This is a genomic window from Erysipelatoclostridium sp. MSK.23.31, from assembly GCF_019125875.1.
GTDB lineage: Bacteria > Bacillota_I > Bacilli_A > Erysipelotrichales > Coprobacillaceae > Thomasclavelia > Thomasclavelia ramosa.
In genome coordinates this window covers 30,775-55,488 of sequence record NZ_JAHOCB010000021.1, presented here as the reverse complement: position 1 = coordinate 55,488, position 24,714 = coordinate 30,775, and the positions used below count along the sequence as shown (strand labels likewise).

The following is a 24,714-nucleotide window of genomic DNA, read 5'->3' as shown; positions in this document are numbered from 1 at the left end:
GTCGGCGAGGATAATTAGTTTTTTGTTTCTTTGCTTGAATCAATAATCGAAAAAATCTCCTCTTCCATTCTTTCAAGAGGAACTCTTCCATCCTTAGTCCTGCAGTGGTCTTTTAAACGATTATACTGTTTAATCCCTAACAGTCTTTTAGCAATACTAATCATTAAAATCGGATTTTTATCTACTTCTGCCATCATTTCAAGAAGTTCCCAGTCAATAAATTTTTCATTGATATTAAACTTAAACCCTGTTTTTGATTCACCTTTGATCATCTAGCATTCTCCTTATTCAGTATTTTTTACTAAGTATTCATAATGTGTTGCACCGTTTTGATCCGGAACGGCTGCAACAGTACATTCATAACCGACTGATTCATCATCTTTATAAACAATATCACCAATTTCAGTTACCGATGCGCACGGAACTACAATTCTTTTTAAAATCCCGCCTTTTAAAATCATTTCAAACACCCATTCGAACTGCTCAGGCTCATCGTTTTTTGCAGCTATTTTTAATCCAGATTCAAGGGTGCCGGTTACATTTTTACTGCCGTACACTGTCTTTAGAACATCTGTATTAAGCGATTCAATCAATTTAAACTGAAATGTATCCTCTTTGCTTGTTTGTAAAACCAGTACTACATCACCGCCCCATGCTTTCTGATTATCAGTTTCCGGACTGTTTGAGTTAGTTAATCCGTCATCAGAACAGTACCCCAATGATTTAAAAGCTTCATTTAAAGGTGTTTTTGCATCGGTTGGAATTTCTGTTTTTAACGGTGCCACCCAAACAGCACCGCCAACAGATGGTTTTGAAGATGTTACATTACTTGCATCACTTGACATTTATTTTTCCTCCTTCACAAGTTAATAAAAACCGATATCATATACTGCCTGATACCGGTATTTCTTTTTGGCTGTATCTGTAAAATCATAATCGGTATTTAACCGGGAATATGATATTTCTTTGAGTTCAGCCAAGTCGTCCATTGCTTTTTTTACCTGCTCATTTAACAATGCAGCTTTATATCTGGTAGATGCATACGACTGTAGAAAAAAGGTGGCTGAGTTAGCAAAATTCACTCTTCCACTTCCTGTTTTGCCTATTACGACATATTCTTCGATATCCCTGTTTTCTAAAAAGACAGGAACAGTTAATTTTTTATTTAGATAATTTAATACAGTTTCTTCAATCACAGATTTCACCTCAGACTTTTAAGCAGTGTGTTGTTTTTGTAGTTATCACTGATTGTTTTTCTGGTATTTGCTCTTACAGAGGCATTCACACGCGATTTTCCGGTAAATGTTGTTACTTCGTAACCCGCACCGCCTGCACTTTGACATGTTGCATTAGCATGTTCAAGGCACACTGCCATCATCTCTTTTGATTTCAGTAGACTTCCTACCCCTTTTCTGTTTAAAACAATTCTGGTTTTAGCCATATCTTTCCACCATTACCTTTTTATTCCAGCAAAGCGGAATATTTTCCTCTATTCCTTCAATAGTGAAACCGAGTACATGCCATCTCTTGCCGAAAAATATAACATCTTTATCTTCCCAAACGCTGTTATCACATTTTGGAATTGCTAAAGTGTACACGGCTTTTTTTCCAGCCAGATCCTGAGCAGTGACAATATCATCAGAAGTTGACGGGGCAACAAGAACATTTTTTATGCACTTCTCGATTTCTTTATACACCGGCTCATTAAAACTGTCTTTACCGGTTTCAATCTTTTCAACTAAGATTACATTTATTCCTTTAATCCCCATATGTCCAGTACTCCTATCCTCTGTCTTCTAAGTCCCAGTCTTGATAATTCACTTTTTTTAATAAACAGCCCTCCACCGGGTACAAGATATGTTCCTGAAGCGGTATATCCCAATGCCGACTGTGAAAACTGTTCCATAGGCTCGCTGTCAGTTGAGGTCATTAAATTTCTTGCGATAATGTCAACTGCAACTGATTTAACTACATTTTCATACACTTCGCCATTTTTTATCATTTCATCAAGGTTCTTTCCGACTTTTTTAGCTTCCTGGCGAAGAGAGTCAGAAACAACCTCCAAAAGTGCTGAGGCCTTGCGTTCTTCTAAACTACTAAGATCTCTGAACAACAGCGAAATATCCTTTAATGTAACGAAAGGCTTCATCATCTTTCACTTCCTTATCCTTCAGTTTTTAAAATTCTGGCAAAAGCATTCTCGTCCATGATTGCCCAACCTAAATAAACTTCTGACCGGATAAAAATCTGATTATTTCCTTTTAAATCTAATCCTGTATTATCAGGATCACCATAAGGAATCACATCCATTAGGATTTCTTTAGCAATACCGTATTTAAAATAGTTTGCAAAATCTCCAACAATTGCCAAATCCTTAGAATCATTAAATGCAACTGTTGAATTGACATCTACGGCTAAACCGCGTAATGCTGAAGTATTACTTCCCCATCCTAATTCTGGAAATTTGGCAGCTCCGTTTTTATACTCGAGTTCACTTAATGAAGTTCTGAATGCTTTTGCTATTGCAAATCCCGAAACTTCAAAATCGTCTGATTCATCAAATAAGGCAATTGCCTTATTGATGTCCTTATCTTCTTCACCGGCAGTTGTTGTAACTGTAAGCGAACCATGATCGAAATGATTATCACCAATCAAGTTAGATGCTTCTTTTGTTCTTGGATTGATTCCATGCATTGCCATAATATCTAATCCTCGTGCGACTTTTTTAGCAAATCCCTCATTGAACGCTTTTAGAATATCAATTTTCTTTTCTTCAGTAGCATACATAAATTCATCTGAAATACGGATACCGTACTCGATTTTGATTGGAACCATTGTTTTAGTGCTGATATCTGCTGATCCTCTTGTTTTCTTTCCTGATTCACCAACGATATTCACTTCATCATCCATTGTAAAGATCATCATTTCTTTACCGTTGAAAGGAAGCGGCTCTTTTTTAGCAAGATTAGCTAATGATGAGTGACCTCTTACCTTTGAAAAAAGATCAGTTACTAATTCTGGTGTAAAAACTGTTTTATAATTTTTAACTTCTAAAATTTTTCCTTCTGACATTTCTAATAACCTCCTAATTTTTTGGCCATTTCTTTATAACCGTTTTCTAATTTTAATTTTTTTTCATCTTCTGCTGTCATAGTATGTTCTGACGATGCTAAAGGCGGAGCAGGGGAATACAGACCAGATAAAAGCTCCGCATCCGCTCTTATTTCATCTTCCGTTGTTCCTTTAAGTCTGTCCTTTAGTTTCAAAGGAATACCCATATCAATTGCCACTCTCGTTTTTACTGAGTCGGTCTCATAATCAGCAATTTTTTGAATATAACCCTCGATTTCACTGCTATACTGACTGTCTTTATCGCTGATTGACTGATTTAATGTATCAATCTTACTTTGATAATCACTTTTGATAGTTTCCAAATCTTCCGGCGAAGTATATCCCTCGAATTTTTTTAATACATTTCTTTCTTTTTGTTCAAGGCGCTCTTTTAAACGCATTTCAAATTCTTCCTGTGTTGTAATTGCTTTAAATTCTGACATTTCTAATAACCTCCTAATTAACCGTTTAGTGTACGTAAATTTAAAATAATAAAAACATCCATAAAATAGATGCTTTCGTTAATAATTAACACGTTGTTTCTTTTTTTCTTTAGCTGATGCACATAGCCAGTGTGCAAGAACAGCACTGTCCATCAGTGCTATTTCATGTTCTTCAATTAAGGCTTTATATCCAAAACCGCCATTCGTTCCAATAGCACGCTTAATGCAGTTTGTAACGACCTGTCTTAATGATTCCTGCCCATTATGGCATATATTTTTTAATGAAGTTATGCTCTGTTCAAACATGTTGTTGGCTACTATCACGTCTTTTACTTTAGGAAGCACAATTTTTATTTTTATACCGTACTCCTTAAGATCCTTTTTTAAAACGTCCTGAGCTCCTGCTCCGTCAACTGCAATTTTTTCTATATCTGCATTTTTTAAAAAATTTATGATCCACAGATTTCCGTTTCTCTGACTTTGACAGTCTATGGATTCAATAAATATCTTATCATCTGTTTTGGTTGCTATAGATAATGCAGCATGTCGTCCGTCAGCTCCAAATTTTATTCCAACAAACAGTTTGTTTTTAAAATTCGGTATTTTACTTATTTTCAATGAATCCCATTCATTTTCAGTAAACAGGGATTTTTGTGAATATGACAGCCAGTGACCTAACCTCTGAATATTAAAATCGACATCATCAGTCGTATTTTCATTTTCAATAACTCTTTCTGTAAGTCCTTGCCCTAAAGAGGGATTTGTCTCATACCATGCTTCTCTGTTCTTTGGATCCTGCATCGTATCAACAGACCATTCCGCCCATCCGGTATTTTTCGAAAAACCGCTTAATACCTTTTCTCTTATTTTCTGGAATACTGTACCATGCGAAATAGCTGTTGGCGGAGTACCCAGCATAATAATTTGAGGATTTGAACTCGCTGAAATAGTGTATTTCAACGCTGATTCCTGGTCAATAGTGTACTCCTGTGCTTCATCGATAATTAACAGGTCATATCCTTCACCCAGCCCGCCATTATTTGATCTGGTTCTAAAATTAATCATATGATCAAGTTTATAGGGCTTGTCATTCTCATCTAAAAGTCTGATATTTTCCTGCCCCTTGGCTTTTACCGAAGCATATTTAATATCCATACTGTCTAACAGATATGTAACTGTTTCCCAGACTGAATGAGACGTTGAGATAAGATGAGAAGTATAAATGATTTTTTCACCATTTTTAAGTCCCCATAAAATACGCATTATCACATCTTCAGTTTTACCGTTACGACGCGGTACCGCATATCCATAGGTAGAATGAACCCATAAGCCTTCATCATCATATGCCATAATATCGTAAATTAGCAGTTCCTGCCATTCCCGGGCAGTTCTGCCGGTTTTGTTGTAAATTTCAACTGCTTCTTTGCCTTTTGTTTTTTTATAAGGCAGCACTAACGAGGTTGTAGGAGTCTGACGGCCAATTCTTTTTGGCTCCATACCTTAACCTCCTATTTTTTTATTCCATAATATACTAAAAACTCATCAAATTCTTTTTTTGCGCTCTTTTTTTCTTCTTCACTAAGCTCTTTGCGCCCGGTAACTTCAAAAGCCGGCGGAGTACTGGTACGAACAATAAATTTATCATGATCGCTCAGTTCCTTATACCGTATTCCTTTCTGTTCTTCTGACAGCTTTCTCCATTCTTCTAGACTTAAGGTCATTTTACAGTTCCTCCATGAAAATATAATAAACACCTTTAATATGTCTCTTTTCCAAGACTATAAAACTGCTGTTTCTTTTATATAATATTTCCTGTTCTTTCTTATTGTATTTTATCAAATTTCTGCCTCGACGACTAGTCCAGAACATCTGAACCTGTCCGTCGGGATTATACAATTCTTTTGAAGCAGTGGAAGATGTAAAATCTTTATACGTAACAGTTTGCCCCGGCTCATGATCAGATAAAAACTTATCTAAATCTGATGAACTGTAAAACTGAACTGATCTGCTGACCCTCCCTTTATAGCTGTCTAGTTTCTCCAATGCGGAATCTAGATTTTTCACCAGTGTATTCTGCTCCTGATTTAATATATATCCATTTCTTAAACAGTCGTTGATAATATAAAAATCAGATGATATATGACTGTTTACCGCATACTGTTCCATATCTGTTAATCTTTTTTTATCAACTCTGTTTTCCAGGTAAAATCTTTTTCTTTCCTGAAAGGCATCCTGGTTCTGCCATCTCTTCGAATATACATCCTGAATTTTTTTTGATCCGTCACCAGGATCATATGAAACTGTACAGGTGCAGTTGGCGTGTCTTCTAAATACATTGTTACCGGTATTCCTTACATCCTTGTAGTTATAACTGCCTTCGACCTCACGACACCACTTGCACGCTTTTCCTCTGCAAATCCTTACTATTCGCGGACTTAACCCGCTTTTGTAATGAAAATCAGCATTCTGCTTTACAGAATCATCTACAGTCTTGCGACAGTTATTGCTTAATCCGTCTAAAAAACTTTTTTCTACACTGCTGTATTTATCACGTGTGCATACATAATTTATGATTGCCTCTGTTCTGGCTTGATCATATTCAGGTTTAACAGCATTTAATCCTATGCCGGCTTTTTTATTTAATGAATGTTGTACAGCACTGCACTGTGCTGCAATATCATCATGACTTTTCTTAAGCATGGGCTCGATTATTCTTTTTGCTATATTGTAATACATCCTGCTGTCGGGCAGCACATCGTCGCTTATATTGTGACTGAATGCACTTTCCAGACATCTGCCCAGTTCACCTGCATAATCATAGACATCTTCATATGTGGCATTGCCATTTTTTACTTTTTCTAAAAAAGCATCCAGCTTTTTACTTGATGCTTTTTCATTTTCGTATGTACTTTTTATCCTCTCATACAATTCAGGTGCAATATCTTCCATTACTGTACGATCTCTCCTGCAGTTTTTCCGATTCCAGCATTTTCACTATAATCGATACCTGTTAAATCTCTTAAAGTATCCTTGTCAAAGAATCCCGGTACCGCCTGATTAATTTTAATAGCACCATCACCTATAACAGATAATGTAGACGAATCAGGCTCGAATAACGGTTCCCATTTAGCTTTTGACAAATAAATCTGGTATCTGTCATATTCATAATTATCTCTTAAACATGCAGCAAGATATCCGGCATTTAAAAAACCTACACTGAAAGTTTTTTGCGCTTTTCTAGCGATAAGCCTTAAATTTTCATGCTGCGCTTTTATAGCCTCAACACTTGACGGGTTATCAGTTGAAAATCCCAGATCATCCAAGGTAAGACCTGTCTCGCCTGCAAATAGACTAGCAAACATTTTCAGTTGTTCTACATACGGCGCCATAGACTGCTGTTCAAACTGTCCAACTGTTGGTGAATCACCATCCTCGTCCTTATCGAGCTGAAGCATAGTTGAGACAGTAGCGCGCCATTTGTCCAGAGCCTCAGCATCTGGGCTTAACCCTAGTACATACTTTTGTGGGAAAGAATAAAACTCTGCTGATACTTCTGAACGCTTGAGCGTTCGCATTGCGCTCTGCTGAATACCTATGCAGGCTCTGGATATTCTTGAATGTCCAAACGGTCTTTTTGGATCAGGTCTAAAAATAACCGGAACGAGCAGTGGATACGGGGCTTTGCTTGAAATAAAATAAGGTGCTTTATCTTTTTCATAAAACCATGTACCCTCTTTTATAAAATAAGCCTCCTTGACCGGTTCATCATGAATATTTCTTTCAAGAACAGCATAACCCTCGCTAAGCATGTAAGTAATAGGATCAATTATTCCTGTAGCGTTTCGACCGTCAATTACCTGCATGCGGGGAAATCCGCTTATATCATTTGAAATATATATGAATGAGCACGATGTAATAAGTGCTGAGATAATCGCACTGTCAAAAAGAACATCAGGATTATTTAACTGATATATTTCATTTATTCCGAAATTATCATTTGAAAATTCTCTAAATGAAAGCCTGTCAGCGATTGAATCAACTGCCTTCGCTGACCATCCAAGACAGCTTTTTAGCCATATGAATTCTTTAGGCATAGTAATATTAAAATCCCTCATGGTATTCTTCATTTCATAATACAGATACTTTTCTTCATTTCTTGGTCTTTTTGATATCAGTTTATTTCTTAAATATTTCATTCCTAAATATGCCGTCATTTTTTCACTCCTTTCGCCTTAATTTATCCGTGAGAAAATATTCACAGTACGCCGTGAACTACGGAAGAAAGATTTTAGGGGGTATCATGCCCCATATTTAAAACACCTCTCAAATGGCTTATTTTGACGATTTATAAGCAATCCAGTTGATTGTATGAGGAAGGTCTCTGTTTGTTACTACCTTCGCCTTGTGCATCCCACTGCTTGAAAATAATTTGTCACTCTTTTGTCTGTTGCATGTCCAGTGTGCCAGTTGAAGATTATCAATGTCACTTGGATGTCCTCCTTTTGCAACCGGTATGATGTGATCGATACACGGTGATAAAGGATGCGGATATTTATAACTAAAATCTACCGGCTTTCCGCATATTCCGCACACTGTTTGAGTTGCGTATATTTTCTTTTTATTTCTTTCGAACTGCTTACGGTGAGACCCATCACGATCTAATCTTTTAATTGCCATTTGTAAACCTTCGCTTTCATACATAAATATTTCCTTCTTCACAAAAGCAAAAAGAAACCCTTTCGAGTTTCTTCCTGACAAAGTGTTCATTGACTGCTGATGTGGTGTTCTTTCAAAACTTCCACAATATCATAATAACACATTTTTAGGCGTTTTTTGTCCGTGATTTGTCCACGGATTCAATTATGTTTCTATTTTCATCGCACTCTATATCTAAAACACTACCAAGTATTTCATAAGATTCAGTTAACAAATCATAAAAATAACTTTTTGAGAAACCTGTTTTTAAGGCTTCCTCTATTCTTTTTTCATAACCACCTTTATATGGATTATTAGAATAAATTATAACTGCCTTACGTTGATTTTCATTCAGCATTGTTGCTATTGCGTTTTCTAATCTGTTTATAAAGAAACCATATGCATTAATATAATCATCATAAATCTTTACATCTTCTATTAACTTATTATACTTATCAGCAATACTTTTATGTGATCCTCCCGGAAGTTCATCAGTATATGTAATAGCTTTTATATCATTCATTAGCTCATTCTTTGTTTGAATAAGAAGATATTTTGTTGCTTTCCATTTTTTCCAGTTTTTTATTTGGTATTTTGCTTCTTGCATTGCGCTCCTCCAGTCTTTTTTTCAAGTGACAATAATTATCTGCAATATAGATATATGTATTTATATCCAATCCACTGTACTCCTGTCGTTCATGACTGTAAATTGATGGCTGTTTAGGATAATCTTTAAATACGTGATTCACAGCTGCCTCATATCGTTTAATGTAATCCGCTAATACGTCATTGCTTATACCTAAATCATCAGTTTTATTTGTCGTCATTTTTGCTCCTCTACTAATTCACTTGGATATATCATAAAACTGTTTTTATCTGTATATATAACATATGGCAGCTTTTTTCCATCAATAGTTCTATATAAATCCTGTTTTTTTGAATCAGTTAAATTTAAATCACAGTTAAAAAATTTAAATTGCGTGTTCAAACATGCAGCAGCAATAACAGCTATCTTTTCTACTTCTTTCTTCCATTTTTCTATTCTTCTTTTTCGAATATATTCTTTAACCCATTTCATTTTTTACCTCCTTTAAAGCAACTGTTTTTTCTATTCCATTTGTAAACTCCGCCCTTAAATGAGCACCACTTTTCCAATCTTCATAAATTCCTAACTTCTTGTATTTCTTTTTTATTTTTCTAGGTAATCTCGGTTTCTTATGATTGACTTTATTTATCATATTAACACAATCAACAAAATTAGAAAGAGCATCAACAAAAAGATTCATTGCGTTTTGAAATGTTTCTAATACTCCTTCACCCACCAACTCAAATCCTTTCACAATTTTTTCAGCGCTGTTTAAATTTTCCATTATTCTGCTCCTTAAACGCGCAATATATCCAAGATGTTATATTGCATTTATATTTTCTCTCTAATCCCTTATCTACCAACGAATTAGAGAGAATTTTTAATCAAAATAGTTTTTGTTAAATTTCTGTCCTTTTTATAAAGATATAATCATCATTTTCAATCATTAATCTAATATCATTCATAACTTGATATTCGAGTTCTTTAATCCTTGTACTATCAGCTAATAATACTGCAAATAACGCTGACTTATCATTAAGAGAAATAAGCTCGTTTAAAACATCTTCTTTGTTTATAATTTCATCTTTATATTGCTTTTCGCTTTCACTCATTTGTTGAATCCTCCTTTTTAGTTTCTTTTAACACTATCGCCATATTAGAACCATTTCCCGCTGGAAAGAAACCAATCAATTCATAATCGCCGTACACTTTAATAAGTGTTTCATTATCCTGTCTTTTAATTGTGATCCACTGATTATCTTCCATTATTTTAATCGATAATTCCTTTCATCATCATAAGCGATTTGCACGATGTAATCAGCTGACATTTGTTTTATCCGTCCCGCTATAGCAGCATCAACATCTATCAACTCTTGTAACAATAATTCACTTGAAATTATTGTTACAAGGCTATTGTTGTAACGATAATTGATTATATCGAAAGCAAGTGTCTTATCAGTCTCACTGATCTTACCTTTAAAAAAATCATCAATATATAATACATCAGCCATTTTGACTTTATCTATTGCTTTGTAATCATCGCCATATAACTCATTTTTAAGATTTCTAATATATTCATCCCAGACTATATATTTTACTTCTCTATTCTTGCTTAAATAGTTTCTAGCAACAACACTACACAAATGTGTTTTACCAGCTCCGCTTTGCCCTAGCATAACAAACCAGTGATTTGATTTATATTTTAAGTACTGTTTGACTTTATCTTTCATAGTTCTTTGAAAGTCTTTATTAACATTAAATTCATCCAATCGATAATTTAATAATTTTTCAAGTCCGCTTTTTCGAGCGTTTCTAATTGTTTTGCGTTTTGCCATGCACCCACACTCAAACCTAACCGCATGATCATGACCATCCACCATTTTATAAACATATCCTCGATTTTTACATAGAGTACAATCGACACCATCACGTTTATTTAACTCTCCGACATTATCGTTAAGAAAATCAGCTTCTGTTTGATATTGGCTAGTGTCTGCATCTTTTGGAATTCCAAGCATATCTTTAATACTTCGCACCTAAATCACCTGCCCTACTTGTTTAGTGGTTTTATTTAATGTTTTTTTATCTTTATTAGCCCATTGGCAAATCGTTGCATAATGAGATTTATATTTTTTGCCTTTTGACGAAAGATAGAAAGATAAATCATTAATCATGTGAATTAAATTTCTATCTTTAAGTTTTTGATATTCTTCATCTGTTAGCATTACATTATTCAATTCACCATAAGGTTTTTTTTCCTTAGATGGAATAATATTATTATTTATATTATCTAATATATTATATTCTTTATTATTGGTATCAATTTTTGATACACCCCCGTCCAAATTTTGATACACCCCCGTATCAATTTTTGATACACCCCTGCCCAAATTTTGATACATTTGTGTATTTTTTTGAGTAGGTGTATCAATTTTTGATACACTATAATTATTCTTATATCTGTTATAAACAATTCCATTAACAGATTGAGTATCTTTAAATATAAACCCTTTTCCTACAAGTGAATCTAAAGCACTTCTAACAGTGTTTTTAGAAACACCTAGCCAATCTTGTAAATATGTTAAAGAACCAGTAAACCAACTTTCTCCATCTTGAGTGAAGCCAAATATAATAGCATAAATGCTAAGTTCATTACCTTTTAATTTCAAATCGTTTCTCATAAATGATTGAACTGTATAATAATTACCCTCTTTAATTTTATTGTTCATATACTTCACCTAATCTTTTATTCAATCTTTGCAGCTTAAATTCAGCATTGACCTTTAGTTCAGTTTCATCGATACCGAAAATAAATTTAAGCTGTTCAAGCATTATGTAGACATCTGTCATTTCCATAGCTATATCACTTCTATTCTCTTTACCTCTGCGGTCTTTAAGCAGCTCCTTTGTAAGTTCGCTCATTTCCTCTATGACCATATCGACCTGAGGACCGTTCCCGTAATGTTCCAGGGCATCAAGCATTATATTAATTTGGTTTGTGTTAAATTCCATGCTGTTTCCTCCATTCCTTAAATAAATATCTGATTCCCAAAACAAGAGACAAAATAAACGCAGTAAGCATTATCAAAAAAAATACTAATGCCGTCTGTTTAGATGTCATCTTGCATTACCTCGCAATTAGCTAGAATATTATCAATATTCCATGGTTCTTCATCTTCCAATTTAACAAATTTAAATAAACTATCTAAAATCCTACAACAATCTTTGCTAGCAACAATCCATTCATCCAACGACTTGAAAGGTTTATTTTTATACAAAAACAATCTGCCATCTCCATCTTTTGCAATAAAATTAAACCTCTCTCTCTTAGCAACTTTTAAATATTCATATTCAAATTTTGTTAATTTAACTGGTTCTTTATATTCTTCTAATAAATTCATCAGCGACAATCTTACGCATTCTGAACATGTTACCACTCTACAAATGTTTTTGTTGTCATTGGGATTTGTAGCAATCCGAGATAAATAACAATTAAAATCATCCTCACAATTCTCAGTATCATAATTTAAAATTAGATCTTTTAATTTTTCAATTTTTAACATTTTTTATCCTCACCTTTCCGGTTTCAACACCTGTAAAAAAAGTTACATAATCCCTAAGAGTGTCAATTTTTTTGATAGATAACCTAAATCGTTTAAACTCTATAGCCATCAACACTCTTAGCCGATTATTCATTATTATTTTTTCAAAAAAAGTTACCGTACCCCTGATTTACGTAAAATCACGCTTTCAGGGTATTATTTTCAGTTTTGCAAAAACCACTCTTTCCACTGATCTTTTGTCATTTTTTCAAAGCGGCAGTTAGTAACTGTATCCAGCATAGAGAGGATGCAAGTGATCAATCTGCATATCCTTAATTTCAATCTCTTGCCCACAGTAAGCACAATGTCCATTATATTTTTTATGAACTTTAATGCGCTCGCCTTTGTTAAATTGTTTTCTTTCAGGCATCATCTTTCATCTCTCTTTTTATAAACAGATCACACGCATAATCTTTAAGTCTAATATCAGTTGCCTCGCTATAAGATTGTCCTATTTTTTCACATTTGTAATATCTTCTACTTCTATGATCACAAATACAATATTTACAATTTTTGCAATAATTAGATTTATCATAGCCATGCAAATTTCTAAACATTCCTTTTATAGAACGTTTAATTTTTGTTTCTTTGTTGATTTCTTTAACATCAATTTCACCGCCAAAAATATCTAACTGTTTCAAATTTTTAAACCCTCCTTATTTGTTAAAATATCTAATACTTTTATGTTTTCAATGCCTTGTTTTGGCATTGGTAAACACCGACCATTTTTATCATTTAAAACAATCCATTCTTCCTTATCTTCAATTCTTACAATATCTCTAAAAACTATTTCTTCCATTAAAGAAGTTGTTTCAACTATTACTGTCATTGTTTTCCTCTCTTTCCTTCTGTCCTAAATAATCAACAACTAAGATTGTTATTATTGCTTCTGCTGCAATGGTTAGGATCACACCTAACCAAAAATCACTTATCATTTATGTACGCCTCCTAAGTAAACTGCTTCTCTATCATTTTCCGCATCTTCTTTACCCCAACAAATATACAGGAGTGTCACATTGGGTTCATCGTGGTTATACATCTTCATAAGTGTTAGAAGATTACCACCATTGGCATAGTACTGATATCCGAATGTTTTTCTTAAACTGTGCATACCAAAAGTAAAATCGATGCCCACTTCCTTCGCATTTCTAGATACAATTTTATGTGCACGCTGCCGCGTTATAGGATAAACGTATTTCTTACCATTCTGAACCTTCTTTTGTCCAAGAAACAAATAATCATAGTCTGTTAGATTGTTTCTATTTATGTAACCCAAAACATCATTATTCAGTTTCTTATTCATCTTAAAATTTTGCATCTTGGCGGTCTTATTTTCCTTTATATGCACGTATCCTTTTTTTACATCTATTACCCTTAGTTGAAGTAAATCCTCAGCTCTGAAAGCTGTATTAAAGCCTAACATGCACATCATCCAGTTACGATCAGCTTGGTATTTTTTGATTGGCGTTTTTGCTTTGTCTCTTTTCCTTAGAAGATTGAACATAAATTCATCAAGCTGCTTTTTGTCTTTTATTGGTAAGGTTTCATGCTGACCGCCAAAATGCTTTATTCGTCTTGCCAATTTATCACCCCTTTGGTGCAATATAACCTAAATATTATATTGCATTTATATTTTCTCTCTAATCCCTTGTTACATAAGCGATTAGAGAGAATTTTTAACCAAAATAGTTTTTGTGTTTTTTTTGTATTTAATAAAACACTCTATTGCTGTGCTTTACAGTCGGCATCTTTACAGGTACCCATTCAATATCATTTTTATGTGTTACTAAATTATATTCATATTTCGGCTTTAATCCCTGTTGGCGCTTTTCCTTAAGCATTTGTTTGCGCGCCTTTTGTTCTTGTTCTCTTCTAATTTTTCTAATAAATCTCATTTTCTTTTCCTCTTCTTTCTTTTTTTAATATTCAAATCCACCAAAATAATAATGATCTTTGTGGATAGCAACTCTTGTAATTTTCTTCTTTTTAAATATCCTTCTAAACTGTTTTACTGCCTTTTTATAGGCTATTTCCCTTGTTTCTGCATAAATAACCAAGGGGAGTACAATTACCTCACTTTCTATGTAGACATAATATTTAAACATCTTCTACAACGTAATACTTACCTTCCAAAACACCATTGTGGCACAACCATACGGGTAAATAGATCGGCTTTATTTTCAACAACCTGCTAAGCTCATCACTCCATATAGAACCGCACACATTTGTAACATCATTAATATCCAACAATAGATACTTAACCGGCGGTTTTGGCATAAATATCATCCCTTCCTAAGCATCTTCATTTTGTTTTAAAATACTGCTTTTTAAGTTAAATTTTCTTCTCCACCCTTCAACAAAATCTAAAACCTCATTAACAGCAGTGCAGTTATTTTTTCCTCGAAGCTGCTTTATTTCATTTTTACTTGACAGTTCTAATGTGTAAAACGGACTGTTTACATCATCACGCTTTCTAATAAGAAATATACTAGTTTCTCCACTGGCATACCTTTTATCATATGTCCTTACGCAGTGATTAAGTTTTGCACTTTCATTTATTAGATCAGCGATTGAATTCGCTGGTGTAATAACAAAATCATCATCAGCAAATCTATATTTAGATAACTCGTTGCTTACCCTTTCTCTAATCATCAGGTCATCTTTAGCAGATTTTTTTGTCTCAATCTGTATCATTAATCTGTCGTGAGCTTCTCCTATGTTATCCGGATACCTGTTGCTGTGATTCATCGGAAGTCCTAGTTCTTCACAGAATCTGTAATAATCTTTTATTATGTTCAAAGAAGTACCCTGCATTTTAAAATAGTCAAGTGCATAAACACTTATATTAATATCCGCATATTTAATTCTTGATATTTCGACAAGTTTTAACAGTTCATTAAAATCACTGCGGTCCTCTATCTTAAATTTATATATCAGATCTCTATACTTTTTGAATTCCTTTAGCGGGATATGCAGCTTTTTCAAACGCTCGATATCACATTTTTTTATGCCCAGAATCTCAGTTCCTTTTTTAGACCATCTTAGTACCCTTAAATCGTCCTTGAGCAGATAAGACAAGCCTATCTTTGATATCATTTCAACCTCCGGATGTTTATCATAAATGGACAGATATTCAAACAGTTCATCAATGCTGTAAACACTGTATTCAAACCCACTGTATTTATAAACAGAATTTTCAAGCAGTGAAGCCAGTTCACTGGCAGACGTATGTATAAAATAGTTGCTCCTTTTCCAGCGCTGTCCATAATACATGCTGCCTTCTGTACTTACATCAAAAGTCCCAATCTTATGAATCTGCCATTCATTATTGTTTCGATAATCGAAAGGATATGAGTAATCATATGTCCAGCATTTGATTCCACCACCCATAGAAGCATAAAGTCTCCGTGTTAGCTGGTAGCTGCATCCAGACAGTTGCCTTTTAACCTCAAATATATCTGTAACTTTCTCTTTATGTAGCCATCTTTGCGAAATATAAAAGGTACGGCATATAATCCGATTTTTCCATTTTTCATAAATTGCAACATAGAATCCATAAACTTCAGTATCTTTTTTTGGGCGTTTCCAGGATGGATCATCATCACTTATCATATATTCTTTAAAATCCGTGGCCTTGTACTGTTTTAATTTCAATTTTGACAGTCTGTTTAGTAATTTGTCACTTTCACTTAATTTATTTGCCATATAATCAACCTAATCGAAGAGTGACATCTGTGCTCTTTCCATATCCTCTTTATGTTTTTTAGCTGCTTTTTTTAACTCTTCTCTCTTCTGTTTTTTTACTTTTTCTTCCTCCCGGATTTTTTCAAGTTCAGCCTTTACCTTTTGATTGACAATTGCATCAATATCTTTTGCATGCTCCTTAACATCTTGTTCCTTTGGCATTAATCTTGACAGTTCCGCACTGCCGTCTGCATTGGTAGTAAAATCCTTCTTTCCAATTTCAAGATCATCTTCATCAAAATAGTGAACAGCAAGTGAGTATATTTCATCATCTTCACCGGCAGCATAACCAGTAACGCCCTCTTTTACGCTCCGCTTTGATATCTCAATTAAAATATAATCAAAACACTCCTTTAAACTCTTATTTTGATTATTCAATTTATCCTCTAAATCATTTCTTGATAAAAGATAATTACCTATTTTTTTTATCCATGGATTTTGAGAAGAATCCATTTCCGCTTTGATTTTATCCATAAAATCCCTCCTTTTTCCTAAAAATGGTGCAAATAAAAACAGTACCCTAAAAACACTGTTAAAAACCTATATATTTTTTATTATCCCGACGATAAAATCGAGAATGATACCAGAAGCTCCCGCAGCTATAAAACCTACCAAAATTATAATTAAAACGATCGTATAGAAACCTCTGGCATTAAGTCTATTAATGTACTTTTCCATTTTCGATATCCTTTATCAGATTATCGATAAGACATGCGCTTACAGCTGCGACTGCGGCGTATACAGAAACTTCAAAGCGGACATATATGGTCACACTTATTGTTATACTAACTAATATACAATCCATACTATGCCCCCTCATTCACGCTTGAAATTTCAATCTGTAGATTATGATCAGGTCTCCATCCCTGCAAATACTCTTTTGCCTTTTCAAAGTCTATCTTTAGGGTATCCCTGTAGCTTGGAATCTTGAAATAATCTTTATAATCTCTCCAAAGTTGACAGAACACTTTATGATGGAGCTCTAAATACGCTTGGCTGTCTTTACCGCCTAAAACTCTAACTGCTGTCGCACTTGCAATTTTTCTTAGCGTGTACTGCTTTCTACTGTCTACAGTAGTTGTGTTTTCTAGATTAGTTACGCGACTGTCGATGTGTTCAACTTTTTCATCTACTTCCATTAGTGCAGCGTTTTGAAGTTTTAACATTTGCATCGGTGACATAGATCTAACTTTGAAATACGTTTCCTCTAATACATCAAACTGCTTCCACGCTTGATCAGTATCCAAAATCTTACTATGACGATTTGCTCCACGTTCGGTCCATAAATACATGCTTCTGATTTTTGATTGATTTTGTAAGTGACTATTAGTCACCTGCAAAAATTCTTTAAGCTGTTCGCCTTTTAATAAATAATAGTCACGTCCCTCATTAAAACGTTCTTTATTTCTCTTGAAATTCTGTTTAATATTTTCTGTTGAAGTCTCATAAACTTCTGACAGTTGCTGAGTTGTTAAAACTCTAATTCCTTCATGTTCAATAATTTGTAAATTATTCATAAAATCCTCCTTAGACTATTTTTTATGTGTTAAAACATATATACATATAAATTCAATAAGTACACAGAGCAGTAAAAATAAGATTATCCAGATCATATCAATTACCTAATTTCTTTATCAGCATATACATCAGTAAATCACGATTATCGCATTCTTTAGCCAGTGCAATCATTAGTCTGTATCTGCTTAAATTTGTTCCAATCAAATCATCAAAACCATTTATAAAACCATTTCCAAGATTTAGGCTAAGCATTGTTTTAGCCAGCTTTATTTGACACCAGTTATTACATGAAAGATTAGATTTCATGTAATCATCAAATTCAGCTTCTGTTTCTATAAGTTTATAGTTACCCTTTTCTTTAAATATTTCCTTTGGTGTCTTAACACTAATGACCTCATATTCTAAAATATCTTCTGAATCAATAAACCATCTATCATCATGAAGTTTAAATTCAATAATCTTTTTTGCTTTTCTCTTTTCCTGATTCACTTTACGTTCAACACACTCATCATAAGTGTTAGGAAATTTATCATCACAATATCTAATAATTTTGAAGTTGTCTTTATGATTGGTTTCAATAATTTCATCTTTCTTTACTGTTATTGAAAAACCATACCAACCCGATTTACTATAAATGATGGTGAATTCATCCTGATCAATCAAATTCTTTTGTTTTTTTATCATATAATTAGTCCTCACTTTTTGATTTATTTTTCACCTTTGCTATAATTTAGTTATCGACACTGCAATGTCGATAATCAAATGAAAGTGAGGTGAAATATATGCCAACACCAGTTTTTAATTACTTAGCAACTATAATTTCCGTAATCTCTATAATAATTGCTACAATTTCTAGCTATCAAACATACCGAAATTCTCAAACAAATATAAGACCATATGTCTATCTCTACCTTGTATCTACAAAAAACGGAACATATGTGAAAATTAAAAACTTTGGAAAATCAAATGCTAAGTTAAAAAAATTTTCAACAAATGTAGATTTAGCAGAATATAAAAGCAAAAGTAAAAATAATCGTAACTTTCCGTATGTAGGATTGAAAGATATAACAATAGTCCCTGGATCTTCTAAAGTTGCCATTATAGATAATCAATATCTAAACAATGGTAACTGGCTTCAAGTTGATTACACAGATTCAAAAAATAAAAATTATTCGTTTAAATTGGAACTAAATACATACAATAAATATGCACTCGTTAGTGAAAATGATTTTGATATTATCGATTATTAATCATCAATAATATTAGAGTCACAATATAATTTATCTTTATACCCCATCAGTACCTTAATATCCATAAGGTGCTGATTTATTTCTTTTAGTTCCTTAATAACTTCACTTTGTAATTCCTTTTTTAACATTAATTCAAACGCCTCACCATCAACAATACCACCACTTTCTAATACTTCTCTTGTCGGATGTTTTATCATCTAATGTTCCCCCTCTCTAATTTTCTTTTTTTGAACAAGTGGCTAATTTAATACCTTCTATCATCCATTTAAGACGCTCTGAAATTTGAGGGTCTTTTTTCTTTAATTCACTTAACATAATAGCTATCTCAATAGCATCCTGTTGAGCATCTCTAAATTCTTGTGCTGTCATATATTCACCCCTTTCGTGAGTTAACCCCTCAAACCTGTATACCATTTTAATAGGGAGAGGGGTAATGATATACAGGTTTCAAAGATTAACAAATGTTAATTTATTCAACTTACATACATATAATAGTTTATTAATTCTACTTTGTCAATATAAAATTGTTGAATTAATTAACTTTTTAATATATACTTATTATCGAAAGGAGAATGATATATGAATTCTATAGACTATAGAATTAAACTACTCAGAAAAACATTGAATTTGAGCATGGAAAAATTTGGTGAAAAAATAGGATTAACCAAAGCATCAATTTCCAAAATTGAATCCGGTATTACACCATTAACAGAAAAAAATATTAAACTAATATGCTCAATTTATAATGTTGATTATTTCTGGTTGACTGAGGGTACTGGCGAAATGTTTGTTGAATTTCCAGATGTGGCGATTGATATGATTGTAGATGATTACAAACTTGATGAAACTGATCGTATACTTATAGAAACATATCTGAATGCCAGTGCTGATGAGAGAAAATATTTAAAATCTTTTTTACAAACGTTTGCGAAAAATTTAGAGAACAAAAAAAGAGAGGACAAAGATTAATTACTTTGTCCTCTCTTTTTGTTAGTGATTGGAATATATTTGCATTGTAACAGCATAAACTTTTTTTATTTCCAATAATTCCATATCTTCCAACATTTTAAATATTTTTCTTAAATATAATATTTTTGCTGTCATAACTCCTCCCTCTCCTTGCTATCCATAAATTAATTATATGTCTAAAAACACAATAAAAAAAGGGAAAACAGCATAATTCCCATATATGGGAATTTTATTACGTTTTTACGAATTTTACTTGACTTTTGAATCAAATAGGTCCGTAATTTTAACGTTCATTGCTAATGCAATCCATTCCATTTCTAGCATATCAGGCCAAATTTCCTCACGTTCATATCGGCTAATAGATGATTTACTTATCCCGGTCAATTTTGCTAATTCAATCTGCGTTAAATTTCTTTTTTTTCTGACTTCTCTTATTTTTAATTTCATAAACATAGTATGTTTATTTTAACAATATCTTATTCATCGTTAAAAATTGTAAAATTATGTATTATAATATTATCGTGATACATAATATCACAAACAGTTTTTATGAAGGGAGACAAGAAAATGAAAAAACTGATTGAAAAATTAAAAAATTTCTGGGGAAAGGGGAAACTGCAAAAAGGTATTGTAATAGTTGTTGTTTTAATGATTATTGGACTAGCTGCCGGTGGTGGTGATAAAGATAAAAAAACAAGTAATCAAAGCAAAACAAAAGATACAAAAATAACTTTACAAGAAGAACTGGCAAAAAAATATAAAGTGGACGTTTCTATTATAAACAGTTTATTTAATGCGTGTGATGCTATAGGTATGAAAACAGATGACATGAATATTAAAAAAATTGAAAACAATGATACTAATAGCATGGTTTCAATTGAATATGAAGACTATTTATTTAATGTTGTTATAACCAGTGATGCTAACGTAACTGGATTTTCGAGTGGTACAATTGAATTCTATAAAGATGGTCAAGCAATACAGCAAGTAAAAGATAGAATTCTTACAAGTGAAGAGAAAGCTACACTTAAATATCAAGCTGAAAAAGACGTAAAAGCAAATCTGAAAGCACCCTCAACTGCTGAATTTCCCGGCAAAATTATGGAAGCAGATGAATGGGTGATTAACAAAAATGGTACTGTATACACTGTATCATCATGGGTGGATGCTGAAAATAGTTTTGGTGCACAAATTAGAAGTAATTTTATCGTGACATATAACTGGGATGGCAACCCTGATGTTAATCCAACAGTTACTAATGTAACTATTAATTAAACAAATCAAAAGACCGCCTAGCAAAAGGCAGTCTTGCAGTATAGTTATAACGGAATTATTCCAATTACACACTGTTATAACTATGCTCCTATTATATCAAATAAAGGAGTTGTTTTAAATGTCAATTAGAGAAGTAAAATCAAAAAAAGCAAAAAAAGGAGTTACATATAGAGTTTATTTCGATTATAAAGATAAATATGGAAGACCTCAGCATTATTCAAAAAGTGGCTTTGTTAAAAAAACAGATGCACAAAATCATGAAAGACTTATATATTCTAAAATAGTTGATGGATCGTTGATAAATATTAAAAAAACGTTTGGCGATGTCTGGGAGGAATATATAGAAACTGATCCCCACACTTCAGTGACTACAAAACAGATTCGCAGTTCATATTACAATAAACATATACGACCACAATTTGAGGATGCTGATATTACACTTCTTGATTACACCATAATTCAGAATTTTGTTGCAGAAAAAGGAAAGGAGCTTTCCAAAAGTACAGTTGAAAATATAGTGAAGGTATTTAGCGGAGTGTTTAAATTTGCCTATAATCGTAATTATATAGACCGTCTGCCATATGCACGGTTAAAAATAACCGGCAAAGCCAAAAACGATTTGTTCAAGAAAAAAACAGTTGCTGAAAATGAATTTAAAGAGCTTCTAAGCGTTGTTGATAAAAACAGGTCTATCAGATACCGCTCATATAAAATCGTGTTTATGCTTGGATATTATATGGGATTAAGACTAAGTGAAGCTCTAGCGCTTGAAAAAAATGATGTAGATTTTGAAAATGAAAGAGTAATGATTACCAAAAATATATTTAAAAACAACGAAACAAAAGAACTTGAGATTAAAGAGACAAAAACTCCCGCATCCTGTGCGATTGTTCCATTGCCTTCACTGCTTGTTCCAATTTTAAAAGCATGGTTTTCTGAAAATGAAAGCAATTTAGTTGCTCCCGACAACGATATGAACTTATTAGATCCGCAGACTGTAAAAACCTTTTTAGAACGATATAGCAAACGTACAGGGGTTCATATAAGCAGCCATATGTTCAGGCATACTTTTGCTACAAGATTGTGGGAAAATAAAGTAGATGTAAAAATTGCGCAAAGGCTATTAAGACATGAAAGCTATCAGACTACACTGGATGTTTATACATCCTTGGAGAACGAAAATCTAAACAATGTTGTTAATAATGTGTATTCATAAAAAAGACATTCCTAATGCAGAATGTCTTTTTTAGTTTTCCTAGATATGTTTAAAAATTCTATCTGAATAAATTAATGCTATCATCTATTTTAGACCAGTTAACAACCTGAACTCCATAATTTGACGTAGCATCATATATACTATCATCGACATTATTTGAATCATTAATCAATACTATAAATTTTGTATCATTTTTTCTCATTGGTCTAGTATCATCCCATTCAAACAAAGCCATCTTAATAGTTGATTTTGATGCATTGTTAATTAGCTTACACAATCTTTCAGGCTTATTTTTTGAACGCTGAAATAAAAAATCAAAATTAGAAGTATAACCACTCTTTCCAATGAAACTAGGATTTTCCGTGTAGTATATATCATTTTTATTAAAATATTTTACAACATCATCTAGAAAATATGACTTAACCTTACTACTAGTTGTAAAATTCATATCATCAACTCTCAAAATACATTGAATAAGAGAATTCAATCTATTTGAAAACTTATCTTTGGTTGTTCTAATTGATATATTATCGCCATCAAATTGAGCACCAAAAGTCAAACATGTTCTTTCAATTTGTTTTATTCTATTCGGACTCATACCAACACCATTCATTTTTAAATTTCCAATGGTATTTCCATCATCATCCATATAAATATTATTATTTTCAAATTTTGCATATATCTGTATTGCATCACCAATAAAGTCATAAAACGGAACAGTAATTTCATAATATTCATTTAATTTAATTGTATTAGTTTGAGATTTCAAAAAATCATAATAATCGTTTATAAGTTCATCCATATTACTATTCCTCCTTTCAATTAATTAAAAACAAAACATTCCTGATGTGTTTTAGGATAATTTATGACATTTACTTTTTTCATAAAGAAAATACAATCATCTATAAACGAACCATTGCTTTTACACTCCATAGCATCAGATAATTCTATATTTTCTTTAAAAATATGCAGATGTGAACCATGAATAATTTTACCATTACTATTCTTATGTGAAAGTGTACTACCAATATCTAATCTTAATAATTTTATATTTGACCCTTTTAATCTTATCTGAATACTATATTTATCTCTATTTTTTGATTTTCTATATATATTAATTATAAATAAATCATGACTAGTCAGACTTTTTACTTCATATTCTTTAGTCTCACCAATATCTGGATAATATATCTTGTTATCTATAAACTCTTTCAAAACAGCAATTAAATTTTCTGCATCAACTTCACTCATAAATTACACCATCCTTTATTTAATAATAATATAACTACAATACAATATCAAATAAAAAAATAAATTAACTTATCATCACAAAAATAACATAAAATTCATTATTTTTCACTTTAAATTTTAGATTTTTTATAAATCAATATTTAAATTTTTAGCAGGAATTTAGCAGTTAAGCAAATACATAGCTGTGCTATACCTACTACATAATCGATGATTTTTTAGGAAATAAAGAAAAAAGGTATAACATAGCTGCAATATAGTTATGATATACCTAAATTTCTTTAATTTACTAACCCATACGGTTATAGTATTCAACGATTAATGACTCATTGATTTCTTGATTTAATTCAGATCTTTCTGGTAAACGAGCAAGTTTTCCAGTTAATTTAGTATCATCAACTTCTACAAAAGCAGGAGTATGTACTCTAGCTTCTAAGCTAGCTTTAATGATTGCTAAATTTTTAGATTTTTCTTTAACTTCAATAACATCTCCAACTTTAACGCGGAATGATGGAATATCAGTCTTAATTCCATTTACTAAGAAATGACCGTGGTTTACTAATTGTCTTGCAGCTCTTCTTGTAGGTGCAAATCCTAATCTGTAAACAACATTATCTAATCTTCTTTCTAATAAGCAGAAGAAATTATAACCATGGATACCTTCCATTTTACCTGCTTGTTTGAATGTGTTATGGAATTGTTTTTCATTTACTCCATACATATGTCTTACTTTTTGCTTTTCAGCTAATTGTAAACCATATTCTGTTTGTTTTTTTCTTTTTTGACCATGTTGACCTGGAGCATAAGCTCTCTTATTTAATTCTTTACCATTTTCTAAAGTAGAGAATCCTAAACGACGAGATAATTTCCATTGAGGTCCTGTGTAACGTGACATTTGTCTTCCTCCATTTATTGTTTTATTTGCATAAAACAATAACATTGCATAGATTATTTGAATTGTGTTTATATTAAGTATTTCACTTTGCAGCTAGCTACTCTACAAACTTAAGTTATAAACGCTCTTTTCAAAACTCTATGTGCTGCTATCATTTGTTGC

At 32.5% G+C, this 24,714-nt stretch carries 45 protein-coding genes; 4 read left to right on the top strand and 41 right to left on the bottom strand.

Annotated elements, in window-relative coordinates; translation table 11 throughout:
* Positions 1 to 14: 14 nt before the first annotated feature.
* The 35 genes from KSU54_RS10625 to KSU54_RS10460 all read right to left on the bottom strand — a co-directional run bounded on the left by KSU54_RS10625 (position 15) and on the right by KSU54_RS10460 (position 18,383).
* Positions 15 to 272: a hypothetical protein gene (locus KSU54_RS10625; protein WP_029480374.1), complete on the bottom strand. Its 258-nt coding sequence runs from the start codon at positions 270 to 272 to the stop codon at positions 15 to 17.
* Positions 273 to 284: 12 nt separating this feature from the next.
* On the bottom strand, positions 285 to 845 hold the full coding sequence (locus KSU54_RS10620) for a phage tail tube protein (protein WP_217746640.1): 561 nt from the start codon (positions 843 to 845) through the stop codon (positions 285 to 287).
* A gap of 21 nt (positions 846 to 866) precedes the next feature.
* Complete coding sequence (locus tag KSU54_RS10615; RefSeq protein WP_029480377.1) at positions 867 to 1,196, bottom strand: hypothetical protein; 330 nt, start codon at positions 1,194 to 1,196, stop codon at positions 867 to 869.
* Between the two features lie 5 nt (positions 1,197 to 1,201).
* On the bottom strand, positions 1,202 to 1,441 hold the full coding sequence (locus KSU54_RS10610) for a hypothetical protein (RefSeq protein WP_217746639.1): 240 nt from the start codon (positions 1,439 to 1,441) through the stop codon (positions 1,202 to 1,204).
* Positions 1,434 to 1,769, bottom strand: coding sequence for a hypothetical protein (locus KSU54_RS10605; RefSeq protein WP_217746638.1), 336 nt, complete (start codon positions 1,767 to 1,769; stop codon positions 1,434 to 1,436). The genes KSU54_RS10610 and KSU54_RS10605 overlap by 8 nt, the downstream gene beginning before the upstream one ends.
* Positions 1,751 to 2,149: a phage Gp19/Gp15/Gp42 family protein gene (locus tag KSU54_RS10600; RefSeq protein WP_226814526.1), complete on the bottom strand. Its 399-nt coding sequence runs from the start codon at positions 2,147 to 2,149 to the stop codon at positions 1,751 to 1,753. Before KSU54_RS10600 ends, KSU54_RS10605 begins: the two co-directional genes overlap by 19 nt.
* 14 nt (positions 2,150 to 2,163) lie before the next feature.
* Positions 2,164 to 3,072: a phage major capsid protein gene (locus tag KSU54_RS10595; RefSeq protein WP_118249336.1), complete on the bottom strand. Its 909-nt coding sequence runs from the start codon at positions 3,070 to 3,072 to the stop codon at positions 2,164 to 2,166.
* A 2-nt stretch (positions 3,073 to 3,074) separates the two neighbouring features.
* Positions 3,075 to 3,554, bottom strand: a complete 480-nt coding sequence (locus tag KSU54_RS10590; RefSeq protein ID WP_029480386.1) for a hypothetical protein — start codon at positions 3,552 to 3,554, stop codon at positions 3,075 to 3,077.
* Between the two features lie 78 nt (positions 3,555 to 3,632).
* Complete coding sequence (locus KSU54_RS10585; protein ID WP_118143797.1) at positions 3,633 to 5,051, bottom strand: DEAD/DEAH box helicase family protein; 1,419 nt, start codon at positions 5,049 to 5,051, stop codon at positions 3,633 to 3,635.
* A gap of 11 nt (positions 5,052 to 5,062) precedes the next feature.
* Positions 5,063 to 5,275, bottom strand: a complete 213-nt coding sequence (locus KSU54_RS10580) for a hypothetical protein (RefSeq protein ID WP_029480388.1) — start codon at positions 5,273 to 5,275, stop codon at positions 5,063 to 5,065.
* A gap of 1 nt (position 5,276) precedes the next feature.
* A complete protein-coding gene (locus tag KSU54_RS10575; RefSeq protein ID WP_217746636.1) occupies positions 5,277 to 6,503 on the bottom strand; it encodes an ADP-ribosyltransferase in 1,227 nt (408 codons plus the stop codon).
* Positions 6,503 to 7,768 carry a phage portal protein gene (locus KSU54_RS10570; RefSeq protein WP_118143794.1) on the bottom strand — a complete coding sequence of 422 codons (1,266 nt, stop codon included), beginning with the start codon at positions 7,766 to 7,768 and terminating at the stop codon, positions 6,503 to 6,505. Before KSU54_RS10570 ends, KSU54_RS10575 begins: the two co-directional genes overlap by 1 nt.
* A gap of 118 nt (positions 7,769 to 7,886) precedes the next feature.
* Positions 7,887 to 8,255 carry an HNH endonuclease gene (locus KSU54_RS10565; RefSeq protein ID WP_199414250.1) on the bottom strand — a complete coding sequence of 123 codons (369 nt, stop codon included), beginning with the start codon at positions 8,253 to 8,255 and terminating at the stop codon, positions 7,887 to 7,889.
* 121 nt (positions 8,256 to 8,376) lie between these two features.
* Complete coding sequence (locus KSU54_RS10560) at positions 8,377 to 8,856, bottom strand: hypothetical protein (RefSeq protein ID WP_217746635.1); 480 nt, start codon at positions 8,854 to 8,856, stop codon at positions 8,377 to 8,379.
* Positions 8,777 to 9,076, bottom strand: a complete 300-nt coding sequence (locus KSU54_RS10555) for a hypothetical protein (RefSeq protein WP_226814525.1) — start codon at positions 9,074 to 9,076, stop codon at positions 8,777 to 8,779. The genes KSU54_RS10560 and KSU54_RS10555 overlap by 80 nt, the downstream gene beginning before the upstream one ends.
* A complete protein-coding gene (locus KSU54_RS10550) occupies positions 9,073 to 9,327 on the bottom strand; it encodes a hypothetical protein (RefSeq protein ID WP_217746634.1) in 255 nt (84 codons plus the stop codon). The genes KSU54_RS10555 and KSU54_RS10550 overlap by 4 nt, the downstream gene beginning before the upstream one ends.
* Positions 9,314 to 9,619 carry a hypothetical protein gene (locus KSU54_RS10545; protein WP_217746633.1) on the bottom strand — a complete coding sequence of 102 codons (306 nt, stop codon included), beginning with the start codon at positions 9,617 to 9,619 and terminating at the stop codon, positions 9,314 to 9,316. The genes KSU54_RS10550 and KSU54_RS10545 overlap by 14 nt, the downstream gene beginning before the upstream one ends.
* 115 nt (positions 9,620 to 9,734) lie before the next feature.
* Positions 9,735 to 9,947 carry a hypothetical protein gene (locus tag KSU54_RS10540; protein ID WP_118249450.1) on the bottom strand — a complete coding sequence of 71 codons (213 nt, stop codon included), beginning with the start codon at positions 9,945 to 9,947 and terminating at the stop codon, positions 9,735 to 9,737.
* Positions 9,940 to 10,101 carry a hypothetical protein gene (locus KSU54_RS10535; protein WP_158559025.1) on the bottom strand — a complete coding sequence of 54 codons (162 nt, stop codon included), beginning with the start codon at positions 10,099 to 10,101 and terminating at the stop codon, positions 9,940 to 9,942. The genes KSU54_RS10540 and KSU54_RS10535 overlap by 8 nt, the downstream gene beginning before the upstream one ends.
* The gene (locus KSU54_RS18880; protein WP_217746632.1) at positions 10,101 to 10,871 is read right to left on the bottom strand and encodes an ATP-binding protein; all 771 of its coding nucleotides are present in this window, start codon (positions 10,869 to 10,871) and stop codon (positions 10,101 to 10,103) included. The genes KSU54_RS10535 and KSU54_RS18880 overlap by 1 nt, the downstream gene beginning before the upstream one ends.
* Positions 10,872 to 11,564: a helix-turn-helix domain-containing protein gene (locus tag KSU54_RS10525; protein WP_118249452.1), complete on the bottom strand. Its 693-nt coding sequence runs from the start codon at positions 11,562 to 11,564 to the stop codon at positions 10,872 to 10,874.
* Complete coding sequence (locus KSU54_RS10520) at positions 11,554 to 11,847, bottom strand: hypothetical protein (RefSeq protein WP_217746631.1); 294 nt, start codon at positions 11,845 to 11,847, stop codon at positions 11,554 to 11,556. The genes KSU54_RS10525 and KSU54_RS10520 overlap by 11 nt, the downstream gene beginning before the upstream one ends.
* 98 nt (positions 11,848 to 11,945) lie before the next feature.
* Entirely contained in the window at positions 11,946 to 12,398 is a 453-nt protein-coding gene (locus KSU54_RS10515; protein WP_217746630.1) for a hypothetical protein, read from the bottom strand.
* Positions 12,399 to 12,657: 259 nt separating this feature from the next.
* Positions 12,658 to 12,810, bottom strand: coding sequence for an HNH endonuclease (locus KSU54_RS10510; RefSeq protein ID WP_217746629.1), 153 nt, complete (start codon positions 12,808 to 12,810; stop codon positions 12,658 to 12,660).
* Positions 12,800 to 13,078, bottom strand: coding sequence for a hypothetical protein (locus KSU54_RS10505; protein WP_217746628.1), 279 nt, complete (start codon positions 13,076 to 13,078; stop codon positions 12,800 to 12,802). The genes KSU54_RS10510 and KSU54_RS10505 overlap by 11 nt, the downstream gene beginning before the upstream one ends.
* Entirely contained in the window at positions 13,075 to 13,266 is a 192-nt protein-coding gene (locus KSU54_RS10500; protein WP_217746627.1) for a hypothetical protein, read from the bottom strand. The genes KSU54_RS10505 and KSU54_RS10500 overlap by 4 nt, the downstream gene beginning before the upstream one ends.
* A complete protein-coding gene (locus tag KSU54_RS19160; protein WP_264292003.1) occupies positions 13,250 to 13,372 on the bottom strand; it encodes a hypothetical protein in 123 nt (40 codons plus the stop codon). Before KSU54_RS19160 ends, KSU54_RS10500 begins: the two co-directional genes overlap by 17 nt.
* A complete protein-coding gene (locus KSU54_RS10495) occupies positions 13,369 to 14,019 on the bottom strand; it encodes a tyrosine-type recombinase/integrase (protein ID WP_226814524.1) in 651 nt (216 codons plus the stop codon). Before KSU54_RS10495 ends, KSU54_RS19160 begins: the two co-directional genes overlap by 4 nt.
* Before the next feature lie 127 nt (positions 14,020 to 14,146).
* Positions 14,147 to 14,332 carry a hypothetical protein gene (locus KSU54_RS10490; protein ID WP_217746625.1) on the bottom strand — a complete coding sequence of 62 codons (186 nt, stop codon included), beginning with the start codon at positions 14,330 to 14,332 and terminating at the stop codon, positions 14,147 to 14,149.
* 24 nt (positions 14,333 to 14,356) lie between these two features.
* Complete coding sequence (locus KSU54_RS10485; RefSeq protein WP_217746624.1) at positions 14,357 to 14,542, bottom strand: hypothetical protein; 186 nt, start codon at positions 14,540 to 14,542, stop codon at positions 14,357 to 14,359.
* Positions 14,535 to 14,714 carry a hypothetical protein gene (locus tag KSU54_RS10480; protein WP_217746623.1) on the bottom strand — a complete coding sequence of 60 codons (180 nt, stop codon included), beginning with the start codon at positions 14,712 to 14,714 and terminating at the stop codon, positions 14,535 to 14,537. Before KSU54_RS10480 ends, KSU54_RS10485 begins: the two co-directional genes overlap by 8 nt.
* Before the next feature lie 15 nt (positions 14,715 to 14,729).
* Positions 14,730 to 16,142: a PcfJ domain-containing protein gene (locus tag KSU54_RS10475; RefSeq protein WP_217746622.1), complete on the bottom strand. Its 1,413-nt coding sequence runs from the start codon at positions 16,140 to 16,142 to the stop codon at positions 14,730 to 14,732.
* A gap of 9 nt (positions 16,143 to 16,151) precedes the next feature.
* Complete coding sequence (locus tag KSU54_RS10470) at positions 16,152 to 16,655, bottom strand: Cas9 inhibitor AcrIIA9 family protein (RefSeq protein WP_217746621.1); 504 nt, start codon at positions 16,653 to 16,655, stop codon at positions 16,152 to 16,154.
* A 332-nt stretch (positions 16,656 to 16,987) separates the two neighbouring features.
* Entirely contained in the window at positions 16,988 to 17,698 is a 711-nt protein-coding gene (locus KSU54_RS10465) for an ORF6C domain-containing protein (protein ID WP_117562071.1), read from the bottom strand.
* A 97-nt stretch (positions 17,699 to 17,795) separates the two neighbouring features.
* The gene (locus tag KSU54_RS10460) at positions 17,796 to 18,383 is read right to left on the bottom strand and encodes a hypothetical protein (RefSeq protein ID WP_117562069.1); all 588 of its coding nucleotides are present in this window, start codon (positions 18,381 to 18,383) and stop codon (positions 17,796 to 17,798) included.
* Positions 18,384 to 18,481: 98 nt separating this feature from the next.
* Between KSU54_RS10460 and KSU54_RS10455 the strand changes: the two genes are divergently transcribed.
* Entirely contained in the window at positions 18,482 to 18,949 is a 468-nt protein-coding gene (locus KSU54_RS10455) for a hypothetical protein (protein ID WP_117562068.1), read from the top strand.
* On the opposite strand, the gene KSU54_RS10450 is transcribed toward KSU54_RS10455, so the two are convergent.
* The gene (locus tag KSU54_RS10450; RefSeq protein ID WP_117562066.1) at positions 18,946 to 19,146 is read right to left on the bottom strand and encodes a hypothetical protein; all 201 of its coding nucleotides are present in this window, start codon (positions 19,144 to 19,146) and stop codon (positions 18,946 to 18,948) included. The genes KSU54_RS10455 and KSU54_RS10450 overlap by 4 nt on opposite strands.
* A 16-nt stretch (positions 19,147 to 19,162) precedes the next feature.
* Positions 19,163 to 19,318: a hypothetical protein gene (locus tag KSU54_RS10445; RefSeq protein ID WP_009300084.1), complete on the bottom strand. Its 156-nt coding sequence runs from the start codon at positions 19,316 to 19,318 to the stop codon at positions 19,163 to 19,165.
* Between the two features lie 210 nt (positions 19,319 to 19,528).
* Here KSU54_RS10445 and KSU54_RS10440 point away from each other — a divergent pair, with 210 nt between their 5' ends.
* Positions 19,529 to 19,918: a helix-turn-helix domain-containing protein gene (locus KSU54_RS10440; RefSeq protein WP_117562064.1), complete on the top strand. Its 390-nt coding sequence runs from the start codon at positions 19,529 to 19,531 to the stop codon at positions 19,916 to 19,918.
* A 249-nt stretch (positions 19,919 to 20,167) separates the two neighbouring features.
* On the opposite strand, the gene KSU54_RS10435 is transcribed toward KSU54_RS10440, so the two are convergent.
* Complete coding sequence (locus KSU54_RS10435; protein ID WP_226816591.1) at positions 20,168 to 20,365, bottom strand: helix-turn-helix transcriptional regulator; 198 nt, start codon at positions 20,363 to 20,365, stop codon at positions 20,168 to 20,170.
* Between the two features lie 120 nt (positions 20,366 to 20,485).
* On the opposite strand from KSU54_RS10435, the gene KSU54_RS10430 reads away from it, so the two are divergent.
* Both KSU54_RS10430 and KSU54_RS10425 read left to right on the top strand, forming a co-directional pair.
* On the top strand, positions 20,486 to 21,193 hold the full coding sequence (locus tag KSU54_RS10430) for a hypothetical protein (protein WP_117562061.1): 708 nt from the start codon (positions 20,486 to 20,488) through the stop codon (positions 21,191 to 21,193).
* A gap of 118 nt (positions 21,194 to 21,311) precedes the next feature.
* Positions 21,312 to 22,409, top strand: coding sequence for a site-specific integrase (locus KSU54_RS10425; RefSeq protein WP_217746614.1), 1,098 nt, complete (start codon positions 21,312 to 21,314; stop codon positions 22,407 to 22,409).
* 58 nt (positions 22,410 to 22,467) lie between these two features.
* Here the strand turns inward: KSU54_RS10425 and KSU54_RS10420 are convergent, their stop codons facing one another.
* The 3 genes from KSU54_RS10420 to rpsD all read right to left on the bottom strand — a co-directional run bounded on the left by KSU54_RS10420 (position 22,468) and on the right by rpsD (position 24,552).
* Positions 22,468 to 23,211, bottom strand: a complete 744-nt coding sequence (locus KSU54_RS10420; RefSeq protein ID WP_217746613.1) for a DUF1829 domain-containing protein — start codon at positions 23,209 to 23,211, stop codon at positions 22,468 to 22,470.
* Between the two features lie 20 nt (positions 23,212 to 23,231).
* Positions 23,232 to 23,660, bottom strand: a complete 429-nt coding sequence (locus KSU54_RS10415) for a DUF6978 family protein (RefSeq protein WP_029479810.1) — start codon at positions 23,658 to 23,660, stop codon at positions 23,232 to 23,234.
* A 286-nt stretch (positions 23,661 to 23,946) separates the two neighbouring features.
* Positions 23,947 to 24,552, bottom strand: coding sequence for a 30S ribosomal protein S4 (gene rpsD / locus KSU54_RS10410; RefSeq protein WP_008791878.1), 606 nt, complete (start codon positions 24,550 to 24,552; stop codon positions 23,947 to 23,949).
* Positions 24,553 to 24,714: the final 162 nt, after the last annotated feature.